The organism is Aeromicrobium sp. SP1 (assembly GCF_055663785.1).
On the sequence record NZ_JBQVVK010000001.1, the window covers coordinates 866,284 to 888,443 of the forward strand.

At 64.9% G+C, this 22,160-nt stretch carries 21 protein-coding genes; 6 read left to right on the forward strand and 15 right to left on the reverse strand.

Annotated features, from left to right (window positions below):
• Positions 1-6: 6 nt before the first annotated feature.
• Both ACT26F_RS04230 and ACT26F_RS04235 read right to left on the reverse strand, forming a co-directional pair.
• On the reverse strand, positions 7-411 hold the full coding sequence (locus ACT26F_RS04230; protein ID WP_471669238.1) for a four-helix bundle copper-binding protein: 405 nt from the start codon (positions 409-411) through the stop codon (positions 7-9).
• A gap of 172 nt (positions 412-583) precedes the next feature.
• Positions 584-1,426: a F510_1955 family glycosylhydrolase gene (locus ACT26F_RS04235; RefSeq protein ID WP_471669239.1), complete on the reverse strand. Its 843-nt coding sequence runs from the start codon at positions 1,424-1,426 to the stop codon at positions 584-586.
• 378 nt (positions 1,427-1,804) lie between these two features.
• Here ACT26F_RS04235 and ACT26F_RS04240 point away from each other — a divergent pair, with 378 nt between their 5' ends.
• On the forward strand, positions 1,805-2,038 hold the full coding sequence (locus tag ACT26F_RS04240) for a DUF2933 domain-containing protein (RefSeq protein ID WP_471669240.1): 234 nt from the start codon (positions 1,805-1,807) through the stop codon (positions 2,036-2,038).
• Positions 2,039-2,113: 75 nt separating this feature from the next.
• Here the strand turns inward: ACT26F_RS04240 and ACT26F_RS04245 are convergent, their stop codons facing one another.
• From ACT26F_RS04245 to cmtR, 4 genes are all read right to left on the reverse strand, one after another.
• Positions 2,114-3,073: a DUF3152 domain-containing protein gene (locus ACT26F_RS04245; protein WP_471669241.1), complete on the reverse strand. Its 960-nt coding sequence runs from the start codon at positions 3,071-3,073 to the stop codon at positions 2,114-2,116.
• Between the two features lie 52 nt (positions 3,074-3,125).
• Entirely contained in the window at positions 3,126-3,728 is a 603-nt protein-coding gene (locus ACT26F_RS04250) for a DUF305 domain-containing protein (RefSeq protein WP_471669242.1), read from the reverse strand.
• 108 nt (positions 3,729-3,836) lie between these two features.
• A complete protein-coding gene (locus tag ACT26F_RS04255; RefSeq protein ID WP_471669243.1) occupies positions 3,837-5,807 on the reverse strand; it encodes a heavy metal translocating P-type ATPase in 1,971 nt (656 codons plus the stop codon).
• A complete protein-coding gene (cmtR, locus tag ACT26F_RS04260; RefSeq protein WP_471669244.1) occupies positions 5,804-6,181 on the reverse strand; it encodes a Cd(II)/Pb(II)-sensing metalloregulatory transcriptional regulator CmtR in 378 nt (125 codons plus the stop codon). Before cmtR ends, ACT26F_RS04255 begins: the two co-directional genes overlap by 4 nt.
• A 188-nt stretch (positions 6,182-6,369) precedes the next feature.
• Here cmtR and resB point away from each other — a divergent pair, with 188 nt between their 5' ends.
• Positions 6,370-7,827: a cytochrome c biogenesis protein ResB gene (gene resB, locus ACT26F_RS04265; RefSeq protein ID WP_471669245.1), complete on the forward strand. Its 1,458-nt coding sequence runs from the start codon at positions 6,370-6,372 to the stop codon at positions 7,825-7,827.
• The gene (gene ccsA, locus ACT26F_RS04270) at positions 7,824-8,738 is read left to right on the forward strand and encodes a cytochrome c biogenesis protein CcsA (protein WP_471669246.1); all 915 of its coding nucleotides are present in this window, start codon (positions 7,824-7,826) and stop codon (positions 8,736-8,738) included. Before resB ends, ccsA begins: the two co-directional genes overlap by 4 nt.
• Positions 8,739-8,772: 34 nt before the next feature.
• Here ccsA and lnt read toward each other — a convergent pair whose 3' ends face one another.
• The 7 genes from lnt to ACT26F_RS04305 form a co-directional block, all read right to left on the reverse strand.
• A complete protein-coding gene (lnt, locus tag ACT26F_RS04275) occupies positions 8,773-10,335 on the reverse strand; it encodes an apolipoprotein N-acyltransferase (protein WP_471671648.1) in 1,563 nt (520 codons plus the stop codon).
• Between the two features lie 51 nt (positions 10,336-10,386).
• Positions 10,387-10,977 carry a CueP family metal-binding protein gene (locus tag ACT26F_RS04280; RefSeq protein WP_471669247.1) on the reverse strand — a complete coding sequence of 197 codons (591 nt, stop codon included), beginning with the start codon at positions 10,975-10,977 and terminating at the stop codon, positions 10,387-10,389.
• Between the two features lie 62 nt (positions 10,978-11,039).
• Complete coding sequence (locus ACT26F_RS04285) at positions 11,040-11,654, reverse strand: TlpA family protein disulfide reductase (RefSeq protein ID WP_471669248.1); 615 nt, start codon at positions 11,652-11,654, stop codon at positions 11,040-11,042.
• A gap of 15 nt (positions 11,655-11,669) precedes the next feature.
• Entirely contained in the window at positions 11,670-12,449 is a 780-nt protein-coding gene (locus tag ACT26F_RS04290) for a cytochrome c biogenesis CcdA family protein (protein ID WP_471669249.1), read from the reverse strand.
• 172 nt (positions 12,450-12,621) lie between these two features.
• Positions 12,622-13,599, reverse strand: a complete 978-nt coding sequence (locus ACT26F_RS04295; RefSeq protein WP_471669250.1) for a M56 family metallopeptidase — start codon at positions 13,597-13,599, stop codon at positions 12,622-12,624.
• Positions 13,596-13,961, reverse strand: coding sequence for a BlaI/MecI/CopY family transcriptional regulator (locus tag ACT26F_RS04300; RefSeq protein ID WP_471669251.1), 366 nt, complete (start codon positions 13,959-13,961; stop codon positions 13,596-13,598). Before ACT26F_RS04300 ends, ACT26F_RS04295 begins: the two co-directional genes overlap by 4 nt.
• Positions 13,962-14,903: 942 nt before the next feature.
• The gene (locus ACT26F_RS04305) at positions 14,904-15,290 is read right to left on the reverse strand and encodes a heavy metal-responsive transcriptional regulator (RefSeq protein ID WP_471669252.1); all 387 of its coding nucleotides are present in this window, start codon (positions 15,288-15,290) and stop codon (positions 14,904-14,906) included.
• A gap of 89 nt (positions 15,291-15,379) precedes the next feature.
• On the opposite strand from ACT26F_RS04305, the gene merA reads away from it, so the two are divergent.
• The 3 genes from merA to ACT26F_RS04320 all read left to right on the forward strand — a co-directional run bounded on the left by merA (position 15,380) and on the right by ACT26F_RS04320 (position 18,960).
• The gene (merA, locus tag ACT26F_RS04310) at positions 15,380-16,810 is read left to right on the forward strand and encodes a mercury(II) reductase (protein WP_471669253.1); all 1,431 of its coding nucleotides are present in this window, start codon (positions 15,380-15,382) and stop codon (positions 16,808-16,810) included.
• A 443-nt stretch (positions 16,811-17,253) separates the two neighbouring features.
• Complete coding sequence (locus tag ACT26F_RS04315) at positions 17,254-17,589, forward strand: YnfA family protein (protein WP_471669254.1); 336 nt, start codon at positions 17,254-17,256, stop codon at positions 17,587-17,589.
• Between the two features lie 999 nt (positions 17,590-18,588).
• Positions 18,589-18,960 (forward strand): hypothetical protein, encoded by a 372-nt coding sequence (locus tag ACT26F_RS04320; RefSeq protein ID WP_471669255.1) that lies wholly within the window; start codon positions 18,589-18,591, stop codon positions 18,958-18,960.
• 342 nt (positions 18,961-19,302) lie between these two features.
• On the opposite strand, the gene ACT26F_RS04325 is transcribed toward ACT26F_RS04320, so the two are convergent.
• Positions 19,303-20,550: a tyrosine-type recombinase/integrase gene (locus ACT26F_RS04325; RefSeq protein WP_471669256.1), complete on the reverse strand. Its 1,248-nt coding sequence runs from the start codon at positions 20,548-20,550 to the stop codon at positions 19,303-19,305.
• Positions 20,551-20,818: 268 nt separating this feature from the next.
• Positions 20,819-21,904, reverse strand: a complete 1,086-nt coding sequence (locus ACT26F_RS04330; protein ID WP_471669257.1) for an NPCBM/NEW2 domain-containing protein — start codon at positions 21,902-21,904, stop codon at positions 20,819-20,821.
• Between the last annotated feature and the right edge of the window lie 256 nt (positions 21,905-22,160).

Here is a 22,160-nt window from a genome sequence, read left to right on the forward strand (position 1 = left end):
TGTGCCTCAGCCCAGACTGGCGAGGAGGTCGCGACAGGCTTCCTCGCACCGGCGGCAGGCCTCGGCGCAGATGCGGCAGTGCGCGTGCATGCTGGCGTGACTCTCACACTCGTCGCCACAGGCCTCGCACGCGGCGGCACAGGCTTCCAAGAACGCTCGGGTCACATCGGCGTCGTATCCAGTGCGCCTCGATAGCATGTTGCCTGTCGCAACGCAGATGTCGGAGCAGTCCAGATTGGTGCGGATGCATGTCGTCAATTCGGCGACCATGTCCTCGGCCAGGCACGCGTCAGCACAAGCCGTGCAGGCTTGGGCGCATTCGAAGCAGGCTGCGATGCACTCGGCCAACTTCTGCTTGTCGATCTGACCCAGATCCTTCGGGTAAGCATCCAGCATCTTCTTGTGAACCATGGTTCCTCCTCTTCGAAATGGTGGTGGCGGGTGACCTGCATCTGACGACCGGTGGGAACCGCCCTCCCGTGATCAGTACCCGTCCGGTAGGCGGACCATTCGCTCACGAGCTTCTTGCCCAGGGCATGTAGGTGTCCTGGACCGCCAGTCGCGATCGGAGGGGCCATGACTGCTAGGTGAGGCGACTCCACGTGGCACCTGAGGTCGTCGATTCGAAGACGGCACCACCCGCGGCTGCGTACCAGCGATCCGGCGTCACTTCGAGTGCCTCCGGGGAGTCCGGGAGCGCACCTCCTGCTCTCCAGCTCTCACCGCCGTCCCGACTCACATGAACACGTCCAGTAGCTGCAATGCCCACGACGAGACCGTCCTGGCCCCCATCGATGTACGCCAAGGACGGTGCGACGACGGTCCGCGCGCGAGCTCCATCGCTCGCGGGATAACGAATCAATCCGCCGGACGGGGTCGTCACGAAGAGGTCGGTCGAGTCGAGATCGGTGGCGACGTCAATCACCGGACGTTCATCGATCGTGATCCAGTTCGTACGGTCGCTCGTGAGAAGCAGCTGTCCGGAAACGCTGTTGTAGCCCGCCAGCCGAGAGTCAGTGCCATCGAGTGCGTGGAAGTCTGCCTTTCCCGCCAGGGACACCTGCCGCCATGTCTTTCCCGCGTCGATGGACTCCATCAGACCGAGATGCTTGGGCAGGTCGCTTGCCAGGTCCGGGTGACCACTCGCGACGAAATGCCCGGGACCGACCACCGAGAATCCCATGAGGTCGTGCCAAGCTTCCCCGACCCGCTGCGGTGGCGACCCTTCCTCCACGATGAACAGGCCCAGATGAGATGCCACGAACAGAGTCCCGTCGGCGGGGTCGGTTCCCAGGCCGTGAACGTGCCCCATGGCATTGCCGGACGTGGACTCGATCTTTGGGGATACCGTGCCGCAGGCCGCGAGCAGGGACGCGAGTGCGGCGGATACGGCAACGGCCACACAGGCGCGGCGGGTGTTACTCACGTGACGCCCTTCTGTCGTGGACGGTAAGAGTGAACTCTCCGGCGTGGCCGGCTCGTGGCGTCATGCAGGTCATCTCCGGCTCGCTTGCTGAAATCCCTATAGAGCCAACACGAAGCATGTGTCGGAATGTTCATCGCGCAATGAAGCTTCCCTGAAGATTTCAGCGAGACCGGCTCGGCCTTTCACTCCCGGGCAATGGGACTTCGTACAACGAACGTGGCAGCGTGGCCGCACTTGTGCGTGTTGTCGAGCAAGGACCAGCAGCACCCGGCCGATTCACGAAGCGGGATCTTCAGCGAACCTTCACGGAATCAGCGCCCCAATCAGGAGTCGGGGAGCGGATGCTGGGGTGGTTCGTCCCAGGGAGTGGAGTTCGACATGAACCGGTTCATTGGCACGCTGGTGTGGTTCGTCGCGGTAAGTGCGGCCGTGCTGGTCGGTGCGTTCGCCATGGGTGCGCCACCCTCGGGAGTCTTGCTCATCCTCCTGCTCGCTTGCCCGCTGATGATGCTGTTCCTCATGCCTGGAATGCATGGCGAGGCTGACGAGGACGACGACTCGCGGCCCGTCGAGAAGGCCTCTCAGCCGTGCGGGCCCCGCAGCGGACGCTGAGGCCGTGTGGAGTGTTGTTTCTGACCGCTTAAGGCCACCAATCTGGTCGGACAGCGCGAGCGTCCACAGTGTGCCTCAGGGTCGATCGACCCCGGCCGGCCACGCATTGGCCCGGCACCCATCGAGGGTCTTGGTCTGTTGGAGCATGACCGGAGCTGGCGCGCCCTTGGCTGGGCACGCGGCGTGGGGGAGGCCGAGTGCATGGCCGAACTCGTGGTTGATCAGGTACCGGCGATAGGCACCGATGTCCTTCCCGTAGGACGGGGCGCCATTCACCCAGCGCCAGGCGTTGATCACGACCCGGTCCCCATTGCGGCACGAGAGGCGACCGCCAGTGTCCAGGGGAGCGCACAGGTCGTCCGCCGTCTGTGGCGACGCGAGAATGATCCTCACTGAGGCATCGTTCGTCACGCGAGTGAATTCGTGGCCAGGGGACGCCCACCCCCGGGGATCGCTGAGGGTGGCGTCCACGGCTCGCGCGAAGCCCGCTGGCGCGAAGGAAAGGCCTTCCTCGACTTCGACTTGGTAGGTCATGGTCGTGGCCGTGGATCTCCGCGGGGCAGAAGGCGTAGGTGCGATCTGGAACCTGCCTGACGCTGACTCCGGGACATTGACCGGCTTGTCCGTGACCGTGGATCGCCGCGCGGGTGGTCGGACGGAACGGCTGCCCCGGCTCTCGACCTGGTCCTCCGGCCGCGACGGCGACGGTCTGGCACGTGGCAACTCCGACCGAGCATCCGAACCGTTGGAACCTGGGTCATCGGAGAGTTGTTTCTGCCCTTTGCCGATGTCAGGGACGAGGAGAGCGGTTGCAACCACGGCTGCGGCCAACGCGGGTAGTCCTATCCGTGCGGTCCTGGTCATACGCGCGCGCTGAGGCCGACGGCGCCGGTGTCCCCGCGGAGCCGTCGGGCTGGCGGCTCCGCTGCGACTCCTTCTTCGGGAACCTGTCACGACCTCGCTCGATCTGGAAGGGCGGCGTGCCGCCGGGTTGGGGGGGAAGTGACCCAGCGGCACGCCAGTCGGCTGCAGCATCCATTCCGACGTCAGGTCGGAAACATGGTGGAGATGCTGCGAAAACGCTGCGTCAGGACCCGAGGAGACCGTTCATCAGGTCGATTTCAGCCTGCTGGTCGCTGATCACCTTCTGTGCCATCGCGATCGCGTCGGCATTCTCGCCGTCCTGGACTTCCGTCTCGGCCATGGCGACCGCACCCTCGTGGTGCTCGATCATCATCTGCAGGAACATGCGGTCGAACTCGGCGCCCGATGCATCCTCGAGAGACTTCATGTCCTCCTCGTCCATCATCCCGGACATGCCGCCTTCGTCACTGGATCCGTCATTCATGTCCCCGTGGTCCATCTCCCCGGACGGCACCTCTTCGCCCCAGCTCTCCAGCCAACCCTCAAGGGTCTCGATCTCGGGACCCTGCGCGGCTTCGATGTCCGCAGCCAAGGACTTGACTTCGTCGCTGCCGGCGCGTGTCTCGGCGACCTGGGCCATCTCGATCGCCTGCTCGTGGTGAGGGATCATCTGCTGCGCGAATTCGACGTCCGCATCATTGAACTTCGCGGCCTGGCCCGACGACCCGCTCGTGCCGTCCGCGTCGTTGCCCGAGGAGTCACCACAAGCGGACAACGCGAGACCCATGGTGGTGACCAGGGCGAAAGCGGCCAACATCTTCTTCATCAGGTTTCTCCATCTGTTCGTGTCAGGATGACTCATCGAGTCTTCCGGCTGAACATGAAGCCCGGCGGGGGAGCGAGGTCAAGATTTTCTGAAGATCCGCCGGCGGCGTCAGGGTGTGGGAACCGCCAGGTTCTCGTCGCGCGTGGCGCGAGCGGGAATGGCATCCAAGCGTGATCGCGCGCCGCGTGGAGTCCGCGCGGCACGCAGGCCGTTGGCGATCACGACGACTTCTGCGGCTTCGTGCACGAAGACCACGGTGGCCAACCCGAGCACGCCGGTGATGGCGAGCGGTAGGAGCACCGCGATGATCAGGAGCGACAGGACGATGTTCTGGTTGATGATGTCCCGTCCGCGCTTGGCGTGCAGGAGTGCCTGGGGGATGAGGCGCAGGTCGTGGCCGGTGAACGCCACGTCGGCTGACTCGATCGCGGCATCGGCTCCTGTCGTGCCCATCGCGATGCCGACGGTGGCGCCGGCGAGCGCGGGAGCGTCGTTGATCCCGTCGCCGATCATCGCGGTCGGTCTCGTACGCGCGAACCCGGCCACGAGGCGCGCCTTGTCCTGGGGGCTGAGCTCCGCGTGGACGTCACGGATCCCTGCCAGCGCTGCGAGTGTCTCCGCCGTGCGAGCGTTGTCGCCGGACAGCATCGAAACGCTGATGCCCTGCTTCTCGAGCGCCCGGATGACGGCAGGGACCTCGTCGCGCAACTCGTCGCGGATGCCGATGACGCCGACCTGAACACCATCGATGGTGACCAGCACGCAGGTCTGCCCCTCGCGTTCGAGGGTCTCCACGTCCGAGGCGAACCGGCCGGGCGGGACCGTGCGGGGGCTGCCGACGGCAACGGCGTGGCCGTCAACCGTCCCTGTGACCCCTTGACCGGCCTGTTCGCGCACGTCGCCGGCGTGGGGGACGCGATCGGCGGCGGCGAGGATGGCGGTCGCGATGGGGTGGGTGGAGTGCTGTTCGAGAGCGGCCGCCATGGCGAGGACGTCAGCCTCGGTGTGCGGGTCGTTCGCGATCACTGCCGCGACGGTGGGTTCGTTGCGAGTCAGCGTGCCGGTCTTGTCCAGCGCCACGTGGCGGATCGCGCCGAGTTGTTCGAATGCCGCCCCACTCTTGATGATGACGCCGAACTGGCTGGCTGCGCCGATCGCCGAGACGACGGTGACCGGGACCGCGATGGCCAGCGCGCACGGGCTGGCCGCGACCAGCACCACCAAGGCACGGGTGATCCAGGTCTCCGGGTCGCCGAGGACAGCACCGAGGCTGCCCACCAGTATGGCCAAGACGATGACCCCCGGCACCAAGGGGCGAGCGATCGTGTCGGCCAATCGGGCGCGGTCGCCCTTGTGTGCCTGGGCTTGTTCGACGAGGTGGACGATCGTGGTGAGCGAGTTGTCCGTGCCGTCCGCGGTCGCGGTGATCTCCAGTGATCCGGAGGTGTTGATCGAGCCCGCCAGAACTGGATCACCGGGCCCGACGTCGACCGGGATCGACTCGCCGGTGATCGCCGAGGTGTCCAGCCCGGAGCGTCCGGTCCTGACCACGCCGTCCGTCGCCACGCGTTCGCCGGGTCGCACCAGCAGGGCTTGACCGGCGACCAGTTGAGCTGCCGAGATCTCTGTCGGCGTGCCGTTCTGGAGGATCGTCGCGGTCGTCGGAGTAAGTTTGAGGAGGGCACGCAGCCCGCCACGAGCTCGGTCCATCGCCTTGTCCTCGAGGGCCTCCGCGATCGAGTACAAGAAGGCAAGCGCCGCGGCCTCCTGGACGTAACCGAGGATCACCGCACCGACGGCGCTGATCGTCATCAGCATGGCGATGCCGACCGTCCGTCTCCGAATGAGGCTGCGGATCGCCCCCGGAACGAACGTGTAGCCGCCGAGCAACAACCCGACCCAGAAGGCGCCGTCGGCGATCTCGTCCTGGCCGGTCCACGCGAGGACCAGGCCGCCAGCGAAGGCCACGCCCGACAGGACCGGCACCGCGATGCCAAGGTCACGCCACCACGGTTGTCCCTCCTCGACGTGGTTCGCGGGAACACTCTCGGGGGCTTCGCAACCGCACGCAGCGCTCACTGCTCACCACCTCCGACGAGCTCAGTCCGCGCCTCGCAGCAGCTCGGAACGGCACAGTCCGGGTCGATGCACGGCGCGTTCTCGTCAACTGCCAAGGTGACCGAGACCAGTGAGGTCAACGCAGCCGCGAGATGTGGGTCGGCGATTTCGTAGTAGGTCTGGCGACCTTGCTGTTCAGCGACGATGATCCCGCAACCGCGCAGGCACGCGAGGTGGTTGGAGACGTTCGTGCGGGTCAGGTTCAACCGGCGGGCGAGCTCGGCAGGGAATCCTGGCTCCTCGAGCAGGGCGAGAAGGATCCGAGATCGATTGGGATCTGCCATGGCGCGGCCCAATCGGTTCATCGCATTGACCCGGGAGGCTATAGTCAGCATGCGCTGACCATACAGCGAACGGTGTCGCTAGGTCGATGACCCGAACGTGTCTACTAAGTCACATAGTAGGGTGGGTTCATGGTCGTTCGGAAGCGCTCGCTGTGATGGAACGGTCAACCCTCGATTCACGATCGTCGACGGCTTACGGCTGGGGCTGGGGGCGCTGGGCGTGGCGAACACTGACGTCGATGCGGACCGCCGTGATCCTGCTGGCCCTGCTCGCGCTGGCGGCGATCCCCGGGTCGTTCCTGCCGCAACGGAGCGTGGCGACCAACCCCGCGGCCGTTCCAGGTTTCTACCGGGACCATCCCAGGTTGGCGCCGTGGCTCGACCGTCTCTTCTTGTTCGACGTCTACGCTTCTCCGTGGTTCGCGGCGGTGTACCTGCTGTTGCTGGTGTCCATGACCGGCTGTGTCCTGCCTCGCTGCGCGAAGCTCTGGCAGGAATGTCGCGCGGAGCCGATGCGCGCCCCGACCCGCTTGTCGCGAATGGAAGGTCATCGCGCGTTGGCCGTGTACGCGGACCGCGACTCGGTGCTGCGGCGCGCGGCTGCGGTTCTCTCGCGGCGCGGCTACCGAGTCGTCCAGGAATCCGGTGAAGTACGGGCGGAGAAGGGCTACGTCCGCGAGGTCGGGAACCTCATGTTCCACCTCTCGTTGTTGCTGTTGCTGGTGGGCATGGCCAGTGGCAAGCTCCTCGGGTTCGAAGGTCGAGCGGCGCTCGCCGACGGGGACACCTTCACCAACGTCGAATCGTCCTACGACGAGTTCTCACGGTCGGCCCTCACCCGCGTCGATGAGCTGACGCCGTTCTCGGTCACCCTGGACGGCTTGGACGCCGAGTTCGCCCTCAGCGGTTCGCGTGCGGGGGAGCCTCGCAAGTTCGACGCCACGGTGACCTACCTGCAGGCCGACGGAACCGAGAAGTCCGCCAGCATCAAACCCAATCAGCCTCTCGACATCGAGGGGACCAAGTTGTTCCTCACGGGGCACGGCTATGCGCCGCGCGTCACGGTCCGCGACGGTACGGGTGAGGTCGTGTTCGCCGGTCCGGTGATTTTCCTGCCGATCGAGAACAACTTCACGAGCGACGGAGTCGTCAAGGCGCCGAACGCCCAGCCGACACAGCTCGGGTTCGAGGGTCTCTTCTTGCCGACGGCTCCCACCAATGAGGGCGACCGCTCGCAGTTCCCCGGTTTGATTGCCCCGCGGTTGGACCTGACTGCCTACACCGGTGATCTCGGGATGGACCGGGGTGCTCCTCAGTCGGTGTACGCCATCGAGCTCGACGGCATGGAGGAAGTGGCCCAGAAGCAGATGCGGGTGGGCGACTCGTTGGAGCTGCCCGACGGAGCCGGCAGCATCACCTTCGATGGCGTGTCACGTTTTGCCAACTTCCAGATCGCCTATGACCCGGGCAAGGAGATCTCGCTGGTCGCGGCGATCTTCCTGATGGTCGGCCTCACGACGTCGCTGGTCGTGCGTCGCAGGCGGGTGTGGGTTCGTGCCGTTGACTCCGGGTCGACGGTCACGGTGGAGATCGCCGGCCAGTCGCTGACCCGCAGGGATCTTCCCCCCGCTGATCTGGTCCGCCTTGAACGAGAACTACTCAGCCTCAATGAATCCTTGGAAAGGACCCCGTCATGACCTGGGCTCGGCTGTCGGACGACCTTGTCGTCGCCACCATGATGATCCTCGCGTTGGCGTTCTGCCTCTATGCGGTCAGCATGGCTCAACGCACCACACGGCAGCGAGGCGTCGCGCAGGAACCAGTGACCACACCCGCCGCCTCGTCCTCAGCGGCGGGAGACGCCCTCGAGCACGAGCCCGAGGTGGGCCCGCCGTGGAGCGACCGGACCGCGCGGATCGCGTCGGTCATGGTCGTGATGGGTCTCGTCCTCAATGCGGCCGCCGTCCTGGCACGCGGAATCGCGGCCGAGCGAGCGCCGTGGGGAAACATGTACGAGTTCGCGATCGTGGGTTCGACCGCGATTCTCGGAGCCTATGTCGCGGGCCTGTCCCGGTACCCGCTCCACAGGCTGGGGATCTGGGTGATCGGACTGGTACTCGTGACTCTCGGAAGCGCGGTCACGGTCCTGTACACACCCGTCGACGCTCTGATCCCCGTTCTCGATTCGTACTGGCTGGCGATCCACGTCGGGGCCGCGATCGTCTCGGGCGGAGCGTTCACCGTCGCAGCCGTGACCTCGGCCGTGCAGCTGGTCCGGCCCGGGCGTCACCCCGAACGTGACGAGATGCTGGAGCGCGTTTCCTACGGTTTGATCGTGTTCGCCTTCCCCGTCTGGACGTTCGCGGTCATCGCCGGCGCGGTGTGGGCCGAAGCAGCCTGGGGACGCTACTGGGGCTGGGATCCGAAGGAGACCTGGGCCTTCATCACCTGGGTGTTCTACGCCGCGTACCTCCACGCCCAGTCGACCGCCGGCTGGCGGGGCAAACGCGCCGCCTGGTTCAGCATCGCGGGATACATCGCGTTCCTGTTCAACTTCATCGGCGTCAACATGTGGGTGGGTGGACTCCACTCCTACGCAGGAGTCTGAGGCCCGAGACGCGCGGAGCCCGGCGCGCCGCTCCTCACGAGGGATCGCTGGCGCGTCGGGCTCGTCTCGACGCCGCGTACCGCCATGCTGCGAGAAGCAGGCCGACCATGCCGCCACCGACGATCGCCAGCGTGCGTTGTTGCTGGAAGCGCACCGCCGGAGTGAGACCAGCGCGAAGCTGCACCGTCTCGACCAGCACCTCGGTGCCTCGGGCCTGATTCCGTGCGAGGACCGAGCCGTCCGCTGAGATGAACCCCGAGACACCGTTGGTTGATGCCACCACGACGTCCCTGCCCAGTTCGACGGCTCGAGCGCGAGTGATCTCGAACTGTTGCGCCGGCTGAGCGGTGCCGGTGAACGTGGCGTTGCTGGTCTGCACCACGGCCACGCGAGCGCCCCTTCTCACTTGGGCCGGCAGCACGTCGTCGTACGTCACGTCGAAGCAGATCGCGTCGGCAACCGGCACGCCGTTGACCTGCAACGGCACCTGTCCGTTCCCGGGCAGCATGTCGCGAGGGATCTCCTCGAAGCGCGGGAACCAGTCACCGATGATCGGTCGCCAGGGGATGTATTCGCCGAACGGCACCGGGTTAGCTTTGGTGTAGGAACCGACGGGAATGCCATCGGAGGACCACAGGACTCCCCGGTTGAACGCCTGCTCAGGACGGGGACCGTCGACGATCGCCCCGACGAGCACCGGCGCGTCGACAGCCACTGCCGCTTCACGAATGGCTTGACTCAGGGCGGGGTCCCCGGCCGGGTCGACGGAGGTGGCGTTCTCCGGCCACACCACCAGGTCCACCGATCGCCCTTGCGCCGTCAGTGACTTCGCCAGCCGCTGAGTGGCCTCGAGATGATTGCGGGTGACGGTCCGATGGTGTGCGATCAGGTCAGTTCCATCGCCCGGCACCCCGCCTTGAACCACCGCGATTCGAGCGGACCCAACGCTGGGGACGTGGAAGGGAAGTGTGGCCGCGACCAGTCCGATGGTCATGGGAATCACGAGCCACAGAACCATGACGCGTCGGGGGAACAGGACAAGGTGGGCCGCGCCGAACCCGAAAGTCGCGACCAGCAGGCTGGTTCCGGCGATGCCCAGGTGAGCAAGGGCGGGCTCCCACGCCGTGTCCATCGCGGTGACTCCCAAGCGCCCCCAGGGCATACCGCCCAAGGGCCAGTTGCTTCGCACCATCTCCGTGCTGACCCAGATCAGTCCGCCCCACAGCGGCGCCGCAGTCACGTCGCGGACCATCCGGATGCCCAGGCTGGCGATCGCGAGGAAGAGAGCTTGTGCCGTACCGAGTGCCAGCCACGCGGCCGTGCCGATGGATGCCTCCAACCACCAGAGCATCGGCAACATGTACGAGAGCCCGAAGCACAGACCCAGTAGCAGCGCACGGCTCCGAGACTCGCGTTGAATTGCCCACCACAGGAGTGCCATCGCGACAGGGGCCGCCATGCGGAATCCGTGTGGCTCGAAGGACGATGCCGCCAGGAATCCCCCGAGGCTCACGGCTACAAGTGAAGACCCCATGCGTGGGGCCAAGCTCGTGGGCGCGGCCGAGATGTCAGGCGGGAGTCGGCGAAGCGGTCCCATCGAGGTGGTCTCGAAAACGATCACTCGGACCACCCCAGGCGGTACATCGAGTCAGACGAGTTTGAGCGTTGTCAAGCACGTGGGTGCGTCCGACTTCGTGGTGAAGTCAACGGTCCCTGTCCTGTCGCCCAGGCGAATCGACATGGTTCCCTCGATGTCGGCCGGCAGCCAGAAGCCGACGAACCCGTTCGAGTACGTTTCGACGTCCTCGTCCACGATCACCGTGTCGTTGGTCTTGTCCACGATCTTCGCGCGTACCTCGGTGTCACCCAACTCGCCCTTGCATGTGGTCAGCGAGTGGAAGAAGCACTCGTGCGTTTGCGAAATGAAGGGTGCTGCGGACAGGTAGAAGCGGTCACGGTCCAACGGGACGCTGTCTTCACTGTCGCCCGCGCTGAGGATCAGCTCGTCTGCTCTCACCGAGGCCATCAGGTCAGTTGGTCGCTGGTCCACCGGGAGGCGATCCAACGCGTTGATCACCTCGTCTGCAGATTTTCCGGCGAGCCCATACGACTCCAAGATCTGCTGCGTGTCAGCGGAGTTGCCCTTCGCATCTTCGTTCCCGCCACGTTCTGCTGATGGGCTGCCGCAAGCGGACAAGACGAGGATCCCGAGAATCGCGATACAGAACAGTCTCTTCATCGGTGTGCGCATCCTTTTCTTCATCTGGAACTGGTGGGTCGTGACCTGTCGGTTCTGCGCCATTAAGAGACGCCGTCCGTCTCCTGGAGTACTGGTTCGAGCAGGCTACGCAGAGTCGCAGCGGTGGCCGGACCAATGACTCGAGCGGCAACTCTGCCCCGGCGATCCACCACGAGCGTCGTGGGGACCGCCGAAGTCGTCAGGGCTCCACCGAACGACAATGTCGCCGTCGATGAGTCCTGAGCGATCACACTGTCGTACGGGATCTCGTAATCGCGTTCGAAGGCACGTGCCGCCGCCTCGTTGTCTCGAACGTTGATGCCCATGAATGTCACCGCATCGGCGTATTGATTGGCGACCTCGACGAGGTCAGGTGCCTCGGTCGCACAGGGGACGCACCATGAACCCCACACGTTGTAGACGGTCACCTCGCCGCGCAAGGTGTCCGTGTCGATGGTCTTCCCGCTGAGCAAGCGGGCGTTGAACGGCCGCGACTGGACGCGATCCTCCGATTCGTACTCCTCGATGATCGATCCTCCGTCGGCTCTGGCGGCCGATGTTGGTGTGGACGCGTTGCTGGACCACCACCACGCGAGAATGCCGAGCGTCGCCAGGACGGCGAGTGATGCGAGAGTCCTCTTCCTGGTGCGGTGGAGGGTTCGAGATGGACTAGTCACGGATCAGGACCGCTTTCAGATCGGAGGATTCCACGTGTCGACAAAGCCTTGGGTGGCGGCCATCAGTTCTGACCACCATCCGGTCAGTTGCAGGACGCCCAGACCAATGAGGAAACCGCCGCCGACTCGAGCCATGTTCGCGGAGTGCTTGCGAGCCCAGGCGGTGCGTCGCATCCAGTTGGTCACGGAGAACGCGGCAATCAGGAAAGGGATCCCCAGGCCCAAGCTGTACGCGAAGGCGAGGCCTGCTCCGCGTCCCGCGGTGGCGGACGTCGTGGCCAGAGCGAGTACCGCCGCGAGCGCGGGTCCGATGCAGGGGGTCCACCCGACTCCGAAGACGATTCCGAGTAGAGGGGCACCGGCCAGGCCGACGCGCGGCCGGTACTTGAGTCGGACGGTCCTGTTCACGAACCGAAGGCCCGAGCCGGACAACGCGAAGCCCAGGCCCATCAGCACCGTGAGGACTCCGGACCAGCGGATGATCTGGTCCTGGTGCTCAACGAGTTGGGAACCGAGGATGCCGAAAAGCGCTCCGTAACTGGTGAATACGGCAGCGAATCCCAGCACGAACAGTCCGGCGCCGACCAGCGTGCGCCCTCGGCCATGAGCAGCCTCGCCGCGTAGTTGGCGCGCCACCGTTGATTCCTGCCCCTCGACTCCCGCGACGTACGAGAGGTAGGCAGGAACGAGGGGGAGGGAGCACGGTGAGAAGAAGGAGACGATCCCAGCGATCACCGCCACGAGCATTGCGAGGATCAGCGATCCGGAGAGGATGGTTTCCTGCAGTTCGATCATGGGAGCCCGCCGAGCTCACCGGCACCTCGAGCGCATGGACCCATCGGCCCTTGTCGCACCACGGTCATACCCCTAGTCGGTCGAGAACGAACGTTGACCCATCTACTAAGGAGAATAGTACATGGTGCTCAAGTGTCTCGAGATGCCGCGTGCTGGCGGCCAGCCGCTTGAGTCAGGAGAAGAGAGCGGGGCGACTGCAGCAGGCGTGGGTGAAGCCGCCCTCCCCGCCCGAGTAGGCGGTCAGGAGCGCCGGCGCCGCAGCTGTTCCCACAATCGCCGCCACGATCAGACCAGTGGTCATCCGGCGGAGCGGCGGCTGCGGCCGGACCAGTCGTCGTGCCCGGGCCAGCGTCGCGCCTCCTGTGGCGGCCAAGGCGCCGGAGGGAACCCGCGATGGGGTCATGACGGCGAGTTGGAGCAGCGCTGAGGCAAGTTCGGGGCCGTCCTCGGTCTCGATTCCGTCGTCAGCATGCATCTCCGCGAGATCGGCGATCTCTTGGTGTGCGACGCCGAAGAAGGGCAGGAGGGGGAGTGCCTCCGCGAGAGCCAGCGACCGTTGGACCAGGCGATCGTGACGCGCGGCGAGGTGAACTCGCTCATGTTGCAGGACCAACTCCAGCTGTCTAGCGGTCAGGTGGTCCGTGGCCCCGCGGGTCACGATGATCTTCCCCCGGCGCGACCTGCGCCCATCGGGGATGCAGTAGACAGCCGCGGAACCGTGATCGAGCACGACCACGTCCTGACCGAGCGGGCTTTCGACGAGAGCAAGAGCCCGACGGTGCTGGCGGCGGGCGAGAGTCGCCTCGCGATGATGCCTCGTGAGTGCTCGGGCAACGCGCCACATCACCAGGAAGAACAGTCCGAATCCAACGGCGCTGACCGCCACTCCCGCCGGGGTTGAGTACTGTCGCCGAAGCTCGACGAAGCAAGCGTGAAGGATCTCTCCTGCGGTGCCCACCGGCGAGAACCCCGGCAGAGCGAGGCAGATCGACCCCAGCAGCAGGGAAACTACGACCGCGCCCGCGAGGGCCTGCCAGAACGCAATGGCGAGCCGTGGGGAGCGATGAGTCCAACGAGCACGACCAAGCCCGAAGTGGCCGGCCAGCATGAACGCCCCTGCCAGGGCGAAGAACCCCGCCGCATGGCTCATGGGACGCCCTCGGGGTCATTCCCCGACTCCTGGAGGAGTTGACGCAAAGACGCCAAGGCTTCCTCATCCAGGCGGTCGACGAAGTGCATCAGCACCCCCCGACGGTCCCCGCCGTCGGCGAGTGCGTTGCCGAGCAATGAAGCGGTGTACTCCTCCCGGGTTTCGCGCGGGCTGTAGACGTAGGCGCGCCCCTGACGCTCACGCGTGACGAAACCCTTGCCGTGGAGGTTGTCCAGCACGGTCATGACGGTCGTGTAGGCAATGGTCCGGTCGGCCGCAATGAACTCCTGGACCTCGCGCACGGTCTGGGGCTGCTCGACAGCCCACAGGCGTTGCATCACGGATGTCTCCAGCGGGCCCATCGCTCACCAACTCTCGGTCTACTAATGGACATCGTATCTGGGCGGCCTGAGGTTCCGGACTCGCGAATGAAGACTCAAACTTCCGCATCGGCTCGAACAGACAACTGCCTGCGTTGCATGGCAAGCCGGTGGGCGCCGTTCGGGCTCATTCACGATCCAAACGCGCGAGATTGAACTGACGCGCCCAGTCTCCGAGGAACATTGGTCGCGTTCTTCAGTTGGATTCTTGGCACCCGAGAATAGATCGACCCATTCCGCAGGTCCCGTGGTCCTCGTGAAGTCGCCAGTTCTCGACTTTCAGGCGGACCAGCTCAGTCGACTTCTCACGGGTCGCAATCGGTCAAGCACTGACTTCGGAATCTGCGTGGACCACCCGCGGCCGCGCGTCAACTCCAACGCCGAAATGGTGCGCTCTTGTGTCATCTCCGACCGACGGGTCCGCCCGGGGCTCCACAACCGACCGCAAGATTTGAGCTTCCAGAGCAGGGCGACCTGTCTCGAATTGGCACATGATCCAGGTCCTACACGAGGGTGGAACCGAATGCGGCACCGTTGAGCTGGTGGACTCCAATGGGCTCGTCGATGCTCTTTCCTATCGACATAGCAGCAGGGGTCAATGCCGACGGCCTCATTACGCAGCACCCGAACCATGCCCGAAGAACAGCTGTGCGCCCGACGGCCACACGGCAGGCGCACGAGCGCTTCAACCGATCACTCGAACCCACTGGTTGAGTGCGCGGATCGGGGGAGCGTAGTCCGAGGTAGCCGCAACGGCGTTGCACACCACCTTGACCAGCCAGGCCGGCCAGCGCCCCCAGTTTCACCGGCGTCAGGATCGGCACCGCACCAGATGATGGGCCGGGCTCGTTGGGCTCCATGGACCAACTGCGCGACCGCTCCGCGGTGACCGGACTTCAGCAGGCGAACCAGGCCGCGGAATCGCTAGAGGTAGACGCAGATCGCATCCGTCTGGCACGTCTCGGGCTCAACGGCCTCTGTTGCCGCATGTAGTTGGGCCACGGTCTCGCGCAGGCGACCGAGTTCGGCAATCTGTCTATCGACTTCGGTCAAACGCATCCCCAGGACCTCCCGGACGTGTTCGCACGGTGCCGTCCCGCTGTCGCGGATTTGGAGGATCTGTCGGATCTGCGCAAGCGTCAGCGCTGCGGCTTGGCCGCGACGGATGAAGTCGAGCCGGGCGAGAGCCTCCGGGCCGTAGTCGCGGTAGCCCGATCCGGTTCGCGCAGCAGTCAGAAGTCCCTGGTCTTCGTAGAATCGCAGCGTCTTGGCAGTCGTGCCCGCCGTTTGCGCCAGTTCTCCGATCCGCATGTCGTCCTCCTTGTACTTGACCTTCCAGCATAGTGGAAGGTTGAGAATGGTGGCCGGAAGCGAGAACCGACGTCTGGGAGGAACACTTCATGGGCTCGAAGGTCGATCTGGCGATCATCGGATCAGGCGGCGCGGCCTTCGCCGCAGCGATCCGGGCCACCGGGCTGGGAAAATCGGTGGTGATGATCGAGCGGTCAACGTTCGGGGGCACCTGCGTGAACACCGGGTGCATTCCCTCGAAGAGCCTGCTCGCAGCCGCCGAGGCGCGGCACACAGCAGCTGACACCAGTCGGTTTCCTGGGATCGCGGCGACAGCCGCCCCCGTCGACATGCTGGCCTTGGTCGGTGCCACCCAGTCGTTGGTGGAGTCCTTGCGCGGTGAGAAGTACAAGGACGTGGCCGACGCCTATCGGTGGCGGGTCCTGCACGCCGACGCCTCGTTCGCCGGGACCCCCGACGCGCCGTTGCTGCACACCGTTACCGCCGACGCCATAGTCGAGACGATCAAGGCCGATCACTACCTGATCGCGACGGGATCAGCCCCGTGGGCGGCACCAATCCCCGGCCTGTCCGCCGTGGACTATCTGACCTCGACCACCGCGATGGAACTAACCGAGGTCCCCGACTCCTTGCTCGTGCTCGGTGGCGGCTACGTGGCGATGGAACAAGCACAGTTGTTCGCCCGACTCGGCGCCCAGGTCACCATGCTGGTCCGCTCCCGGTTGGCGTCGAAAGAGGAACCCGAAGCCTCCTGGGCCCTGGAGGAGGTGTTCGCTGACGAAGGCATCCACGTTGTTCGACCCGCCGAGGTCGTCTCCGTGGTCCACGACCCGGCCAGCGGCGGCGTCGTCGCGACGGCGAACGTCTCCGGCACCGAGCAGGAGTTCCGAGCCGACCAGGTGTTGGTGGCCACCGGCCGTCGCCCGGTCACCGAGGGACTAAACCTCGACGCGGTCGGGGTCGAGACCGGCCAGGCCGGAGAAGTTGTGGTTACCAACCAGCTCCAGTCGACGAACCGTCGGGTCTGGGCTGCCGGGGACGTGACCGGGCACCACGAGTTCGTCTATGTCGCCGCGCAACACGGGGCGATGATCGTCGACAATGCGTTCACCAGCACTCACCGCGCTACCGACTACGCCCGCCTGCCACGAGTGACGTTCACGAGTCCCGCCCTTGCCGCTGTGGGCATGACCGAGGCAGACGTCCTCGCTGCGGGGATCCGCTGCGACTGCCGGGTCCTGCCCCTCAGGTACGTGCCCCGCGCGCTGGTCAATCGCGATACCCGCGGCTTGATCAAGATCGTCGTCGACGCCGACACCGGTCGCATCCTCGGACTCACTGCAGTTGCCAAAGACGCCGGAGAACTCGCCGCAGCCGGTGTCTACATCCTCGAAGGCGAGATGACACTCGAACAGGTTGCCCGAGGTTGGGCGCCGTACCTGACGATGGCCGAAGGCATCAAGATCGCCGCCCAATCATTTACCACCGACGTTTCCAAACTCTCCTGCTGCGCGGTGTGACGCGCCCGGACGGGACCTGAAGCGATGAACGAGCGCCGGCCAGCGCCGAAACAAGCGCTCGTTGCCGCTCGCGTGCTGAACGGTCTCACTCGCGCCATGGGCAACCCGTGGTGCTGCCGCCGGCATTGCCGCTTTCTTCGGGTCGTCTGATCACCACGCTGACGGCCGCTCGATCAGACCAATCTGGTCGGCAATCCACGCTCAGCTGGACCGTTCCGGAAGGTCGCCCGTGGTTCTTGAAGCTAGGGATCATTCGCACTACGACCCTTTTTCGTTCGAGGACCGGCACCTCTACGGGGTGGGGCCGCGGCCTGTGCGGTGTGCTGCCAGCCGGCCGTCGGACCCGTGGAGATCGAGATTTCGCCGTCAAAGCCCGCCAACCCGTAGCGGCCACCGCGGCAACCCCGCACCGGACGCACCAGAAGGACCGGAAGTCTGGACCCATGGACACCATCCGGTCGATCATCCTGTTCGTTGTAGCCGCGGTCGCCGAGATCGGCGGGGCGTGGCTGGTCTGGCAGGGCGTTCGGGAGCACAAGGGGTGGGTGTTCATGGGTGCCGGCGTCATCGCCTTGGGCATCTACGGGTTCGTCGCCACGCTCCAGCCCGACGCGAACTTCGGCCGCATCCTCGCCGCCTACGGTGGCGTCTTCGTCGCCGGCTCACTCGCCTGGGGCATGGTCGCTGACGGTTTCAAGCCCGACCGCTGGGACATCGCTGGCGCGCTGATCTGCTTGATCGGTGTCACCGTCATCATGTACGGCCCGCGTGACGCATAAACCGTGAGTGGTCCGACCGCGACTGCCGTGGATTGGGTCGGTGGTGAGGGGGCGTGAGTGCTGCGCGCCAGGGGTTCGCGGGTAGGCGCGGCCTCGCCAGACTCCGAACCCCCTGGGGCGGTTCATGCAAGTGGTGGCCGTTTTGTGGCCTGATTGGCGCAGCTCTGGTTGCAGGCAGTCGGGTATCGTCGGAAGTGACCCGAAGAGAACATCCCTACCATTGGAGGGATTTCCGCGGTTCTCGGTACCCAATGTCTTGGCTCGTGCGGAGCTCGGACTCGTCAGGGGGTCGCAGGTTCAATTCACGCGGCCATGGCGGTTCGCGCCGGCGTCTGGCGTCGATGGGGCCGCCTTCTCCCTCCGGCTGTCGTGCTCGGCGAGAGTAGGGGCTTGACCCACAAGGTGTCAGAATTGTGTCCACAATCAACGCAATCGGCCGCATGTGCGAACAGGCTGAGGCAAATGAGGGATGAAACCGATGCGACTTCTGGCGAGGGTGCGATCAGAACGTTTGCGCAGGTCAGCGCAGTATTCCGCGCCCGCACCATGCCCGACGCAATGGTCAGCATCACGTATCGTGGAAGGTGGCCTTCACGCGGTCATTGGACCGAAGGGGTATCGGTTCGAGTCCAATAGGCGGAGCGCCCGCACCCCGTCTTACCCGCGAAACAGCTCGGACGGGTTCTTTGCGTTCTAGTCCCTCCCGGACCGTTACCCGATCTCCTCGGCGACGCCAAAGTTCAAGCGATGAACTCATGAAGGTGACTGCTGCGCGGGTGGGCGACATCTGATCTGTGGAATCGAGAGATGCTGCTGATCAGATGTCACCTATTCGTGCAGCGGCCCCCATCTTCGGGCACTTGCGATTCGATGCCGGAAACCGCACGTACCTTCTGACACATGAGTCACGGGCGACACACTTGGGGACTGGCCCTTGGCAGTTGGGGTCAGCGGCGCCTCGTCTTGTCCCAATTGCCCATGCGACTTCTGGTGGTGAGGATGGCTGCGAATCGTAGTGACTACTCCGTGCGCCTGGCCGGCCTGATTACCCTTCTCGGATTCTGCGGATTGGTGTTGGCCGGCGTGCCGAGTTGGCCGCTGGACTGGTACGACAGTTTCGGAGTGCTTGGCGCGGTGATTGTGGTGGTCTTCTTCTGTGCGCTCTGGTTCGCGAGTTGGGATGCCATACCACTGGTGCTTGCGGGCATCTCGGGAGTGGCCATGTCAGATGGTGGCTTCAATCCAGACTTGGAAGGGATCGCCTTCTTCGCCTTCGCGGGCGTCAGTTTGGCCGTCACGATCTTCGGCGGCTGGGCCTGGGTCTGGGCGAAGCTGCGACAGCAACGCGCAAACCTCGAGCCGTTAGGCTGACGACAGCATTCCCATTCTCCCAACCGATTGCCATGTTGTGTCCAGGAACAGCAATTGAGGCTGCATGCCGTGTCGAACGCAAAGTAGGGCAAGCCGAGAAGGCGCCCGGAACGGTCTGACGGGGCTGCCTTGACGATCCTCGTTTGCCGGCTGGCGACACGACCTGCTCCAGGCTCACTATGGGTGGTGCCGGGAGGTAGGTGAGCTGGGGGTCGGCGTAAGGTCCGTGCAGGCACTTGAAGATTGTTTGCGCTCCTCTGCCCGCTATCCCGCTTCGCGGCGACAGAGGCACGAGTTCTTGGCCGCACCCTGCGGGACTGCCCCCCCACGAGGCAGGCGACATTATTCAGCCCCGATCCATCCGCGAGAGGCGGCGCGCCTCCAAGCGAGTTCGGCGAGGCGGTCCGATGCGGCCTGCTGGTATCGCATCGCGGCTTGGCTGGTGGAGTGTCCACCGAGGGCCATGAGCTCAGCGAGGGTGGCTCCATGGCGTGCGGCTTCCGTGAGTGCTCCATGGCGTAGGTCGTGAAATCGAAGGTCTGAGCGGCCCGCGATGCGACGGGCCTCGTACCATCCCCAACCTTGGGTGGCGGGTTTGCCTCGGCGCGGCCCGGAGGCCTTGCCGTAGAACGCGCTGGGGGAGAGGTGGCCGCCACTTGTGCCAGGGAACATGAGTCCTTGGAGGCCGGGCGCGGCGTAGGACCGCTTATGTCCGATCACGTCGTCGAGGATGTCTGGGGGGATCGGGACGTCGCGGATTCCGGCGTCGCTCTTCGGCGCCTTGGCGACAACGCCTGCGGATCGCGAGCGTACGACGCCACGTCGGACGTGGATTATCGCGTTCTTCACGTCGACGTCGGAGCGTCGGAGTTCGGCAAGTTCTCCAAAGCGCAGAGCGCAACCGTCGGCGAGAAGGACCAAGAGTCTGTGCCTCTCGGGCATGTTCGCCACGATCACCGCGATCTCCTCCGCGGTTGCCGGACGAATCAGTCGCTTTGACCCCGCCGAGCCACCGCCGGAGATGCCACACGGGTTGAACGGAATAAGCGGCTGTCCGCTGTTCTTGGTCGGATCCGTGGCGGTACGCAAGATGGCACGAAGGAGCGAGTACGCGTGTGCCTGATAGGTAGGACGGTCCGGAACCGCCGTGTCGTACCAGTCGGCGACCGCCTCGGGGGAGATGTCGCGTAAGGCGACATTCGCGAACGTCGGGAGGATGACTCGATCGAGGAGGTCCTGGTAGTGGTCTCGCGTCCGATCGGCCAAAGGCCGACCCTTGACCTTGCGCTCGGCAAGCCATCGGGGAGCGTACTCTCCCAACGTGATCGACCGGGACGCGTTCCTTGCACGTCGAGTTTGCGGAGGGGACCATGCGCCAGACGAGATGGAGCGGCGTTCGTCGACGAGCCATGCCTCGGCGTCGCCGCGGGTCTGGAACGTCCGGGGAGCGTTGTGGCGGAGGGGGTCGCCGCTTGCCGTGAGTCGGCCCTCAGGGTCGGCGTAACGTGCACGGTAGCGGCCGCTCGGGAGTTTCTGGATCTGGCCGAACGATCGCTTTTCGCGCCTTACAGCCTGCTTCTTCGTGTCCAATACGTGTCCAATGAGGAGGGCTTCGTGTCCAATAGTGGCCACACTTGTCCCATGTTGGCGCGATCATTTTGGACTGTAATAGCAGTATAGAACGCGATCGACGTGCGGAAAAGCAACGCGCGGTTTACTGGTTCAAACCCAGTATCGCCCACCCTTGAAATTCCCCGGAATCCCAGCGATTCCGGGGAATTTCTTTCTTGTTGGGTCAGAAGACGTGCTCGGAGCGGCGCCCGAATGCGTCGGCGGACGTGGATCACCGCCTCCGAAATCAGAATGCGCAACGAATGCGCGCGTCGCCGAGAACGAGACGACCAGAGCCGCTCGTGGTTCGCACACCGTTGAGTCTCAGACGCAGGGCAGCGCTGGCATCAATGTCGAGTGCGAAACTCTGCCCGATCTTCATCTCGGAGCGAGACCAGCGTGTTGCGTCATCTGCCTGGACGTTCAGACTCCACCGGGCAGAACTGTCGGACGTATCCGACATCCCGACCGTTGCGCGGACGCGGGTACAGTCCCGGCCCAGGTCGAACTGGGCGGTAACCGGCCCATTGCCCAACCCGTTCGCTCGACCGAGCGCTACGGATCTCGGGAAGGAGGTTCCGTTGACCACGTAGGCGCCGTCGTAGGCGACTCCTTCCACCGGCTCACGGTCGCTCAGGTAGTACCAGTCAAAGACGTTGAAAACCTTGGTCGACGATGCCGCAGCCTTCGTCGTCGGCGTTGCCTTCGAGTAGACACGGTAGCGCTGACCTGCCCCGGCGAGCGTGGCCGTGACCTCAAGGCTGAACTTCGCGTCGTTTCCTACCTTCTTGCTCGCGAGCCTGGACCACGTCGACCCTTGCTTGACCTGCAGCTGAACCCACTTGCCCCTCAGGTTCGCCGATGTCGTCCCGCTCACGACGACCTTCTGCCCTGCGTCGAGTTCTGTTGGTCCCGTAGAGGTGATCGTCATCGTTGCTGCGCGCTGGACCGGCTTCTTGACGATGACCTTCTTCGTCTTGGAATAGCCGGCCTTCGTCGCGCCCTTCTTCGGCTTGAAGGCTCGGAAGAGACGCGGTTTCAACGTGCTGACCTTGTACGTGTACGAGTACGTGCCATCGCTGCGAATTCGAACCACCTTCTCGGTCTGCCATGAGCGATTCGAGCCGGTCAGCAACCGCTTCTGAATCTTCACCTTCTGGCCTGCTGCGCCCGGTCCGACCTTGCCCGAGATGGTGAGGTCGGTGTGCTGGACGATCGTGGATGGCACGTTGATGCTGACCTTGAATTTTCGGGAGGCGGCCTGTGCAGGCGTACCAAGAGACATGGTGGTGGCTACGGATACGGCTACGGCGGCGATCAACAACCTCTTCATGGGCTGCTCCTCAAGAATCTAGTCAAGCGAGCGCGGGATGGACCGCGCCGCGATGCGTTCACGACATCGCCGAGTGGACAGGCGTTCGATCGAGAGGTGCAGCACGTTCCTCCCGAAACCGGGCGACCCGCCAGAGTCTGGCAGTCGTCGGAGCGAAGGGGTCACGGGATTTCGGAACTTGTGACGCATGTGGCGGATAGGTTCGCGTGGTTCGTCCGTTCAGGCGTCTGTCGTTTCTGACATCCGTTCTGAACGG

What these genes read in the sequence shown, in the direction of transcription:
- merA (WP_471669253.1), top strand. Translation starts at nt 15,380, where the DNA reads ATGGGCTCGAAGGTCGATCTGGCGATCATCGGATCAGGCGGCGCGGCC.
- ACT26F_RS04240 (WP_471669240.1), top strand. Translation starts at nt 1,805, where the DNA reads ATGAACCGGTTCATTGGCACGCTGGTGTGGTTCGTCGCGGTAAGTGCG.
- cmtR (WP_471669244.1), bottom strand. Translation starts at nt 6,181, where the DNA reads ATGCTGACTATAGCCTCCCGGGTCAATGCGATGAACCGATTGGGCCGC.
- ccsA (WP_471669246.1), top strand. Translation starts at nt 7,824, where the DNA reads ATGACCTGGGCTCGGCTGTCGGACGACCTTGTCGTCGCCACCATGATG.
- ACT26F_RS04320 (WP_471669255.1), top strand. Translation starts at nt 18,589, where the DNA reads ATGGCTGCGAATCGTAGTGACTACTCCGTGCGCCTGGCCGGCCTGATT.
- ACT26F_RS04250 (WP_471669242.1), bottom strand. Translation starts at nt 3,728, where the DNA reads ATGAAGAAGATGTTGGCCGCTTTCGCCCTGGTCACCACCATGGGTCTC.
- ACT26F_RS04245 (WP_471669241.1), bottom strand. Translation starts at nt 3,073, where the DNA reads ATGCTGCAGCCGACTGGCGTGCCGCTGGGTCACTTCCCCCCCAACCCG.
- lnt (WP_471671648.1), bottom strand. Translation starts at nt 10,335, where the DNA reads ATGGGACCGCTTCGCCGACTCCCGCCTGACATCTCGGCCGCGCCCACG.
- ACT26F_RS04315 (WP_471669254.1), top strand. Translation starts at nt 17,254, where the DNA reads ATGGACACCATCCGGTCGATCATCCTGTTCGTTGTAGCCGCGGTCGCC.
- ACT26F_RS04295 (WP_471669250.1), bottom strand. Translation starts at nt 13,599, where the DNA reads ATGAGCCATGCGGCGGGGTTCTTCGCCCTGGCAGGGGCGTTCATGCTG.
- ACT26F_RS04290 (WP_471669249.1), bottom strand. Translation starts at nt 12,449, where the DNA reads ATGATCGAACTGCAGGAAACCATCCTCTCCGGATCGCTGATCCTCGCA.
- ACT26F_RS04330 (WP_471669257.1), bottom strand. Translation starts at nt 21,904, where the DNA reads ATGAAGAGGTTGTTGATCGCCGCCGTAGCCGTATCCGTAGCCACCACC.
- ACT26F_RS04230 (WP_471669238.1), bottom strand. Translation starts at nt 411, where the DNA reads ATGGTTCACAAGAAGATGCTGGATGCTTACCCGAAGGATCTGGGTCAG.
- ACT26F_RS04280 (WP_471669247.1), bottom strand. Translation starts at nt 10,977, where the DNA reads ATGAAGAGACTGTTCTGTATCGCGATTCTCGGGATCCTCGTCTTGTCC.
- resB (WP_471669245.1), top strand. Translation starts at nt 6,370, where the DNA reads ATGCGGACCGCCGTGATCCTGCTGGCCCTGCTCGCGCTGGCGGCGATC.
- ACT26F_RS04300 (WP_471669251.1), bottom strand. Translation starts at nt 13,961, where the DNA reads ATGGGCCCGCTGGAGACATCCGTGATGCAACGCCTGTGGGCTGTCGAG.
- ACT26F_RS04305 (WP_471669252.1), bottom strand. Translation starts at nt 15,290, where the DNA reads ATGCGGATCGGAGAACTGGCGCAAACGGCGGGCACGACTGCCAAGACG.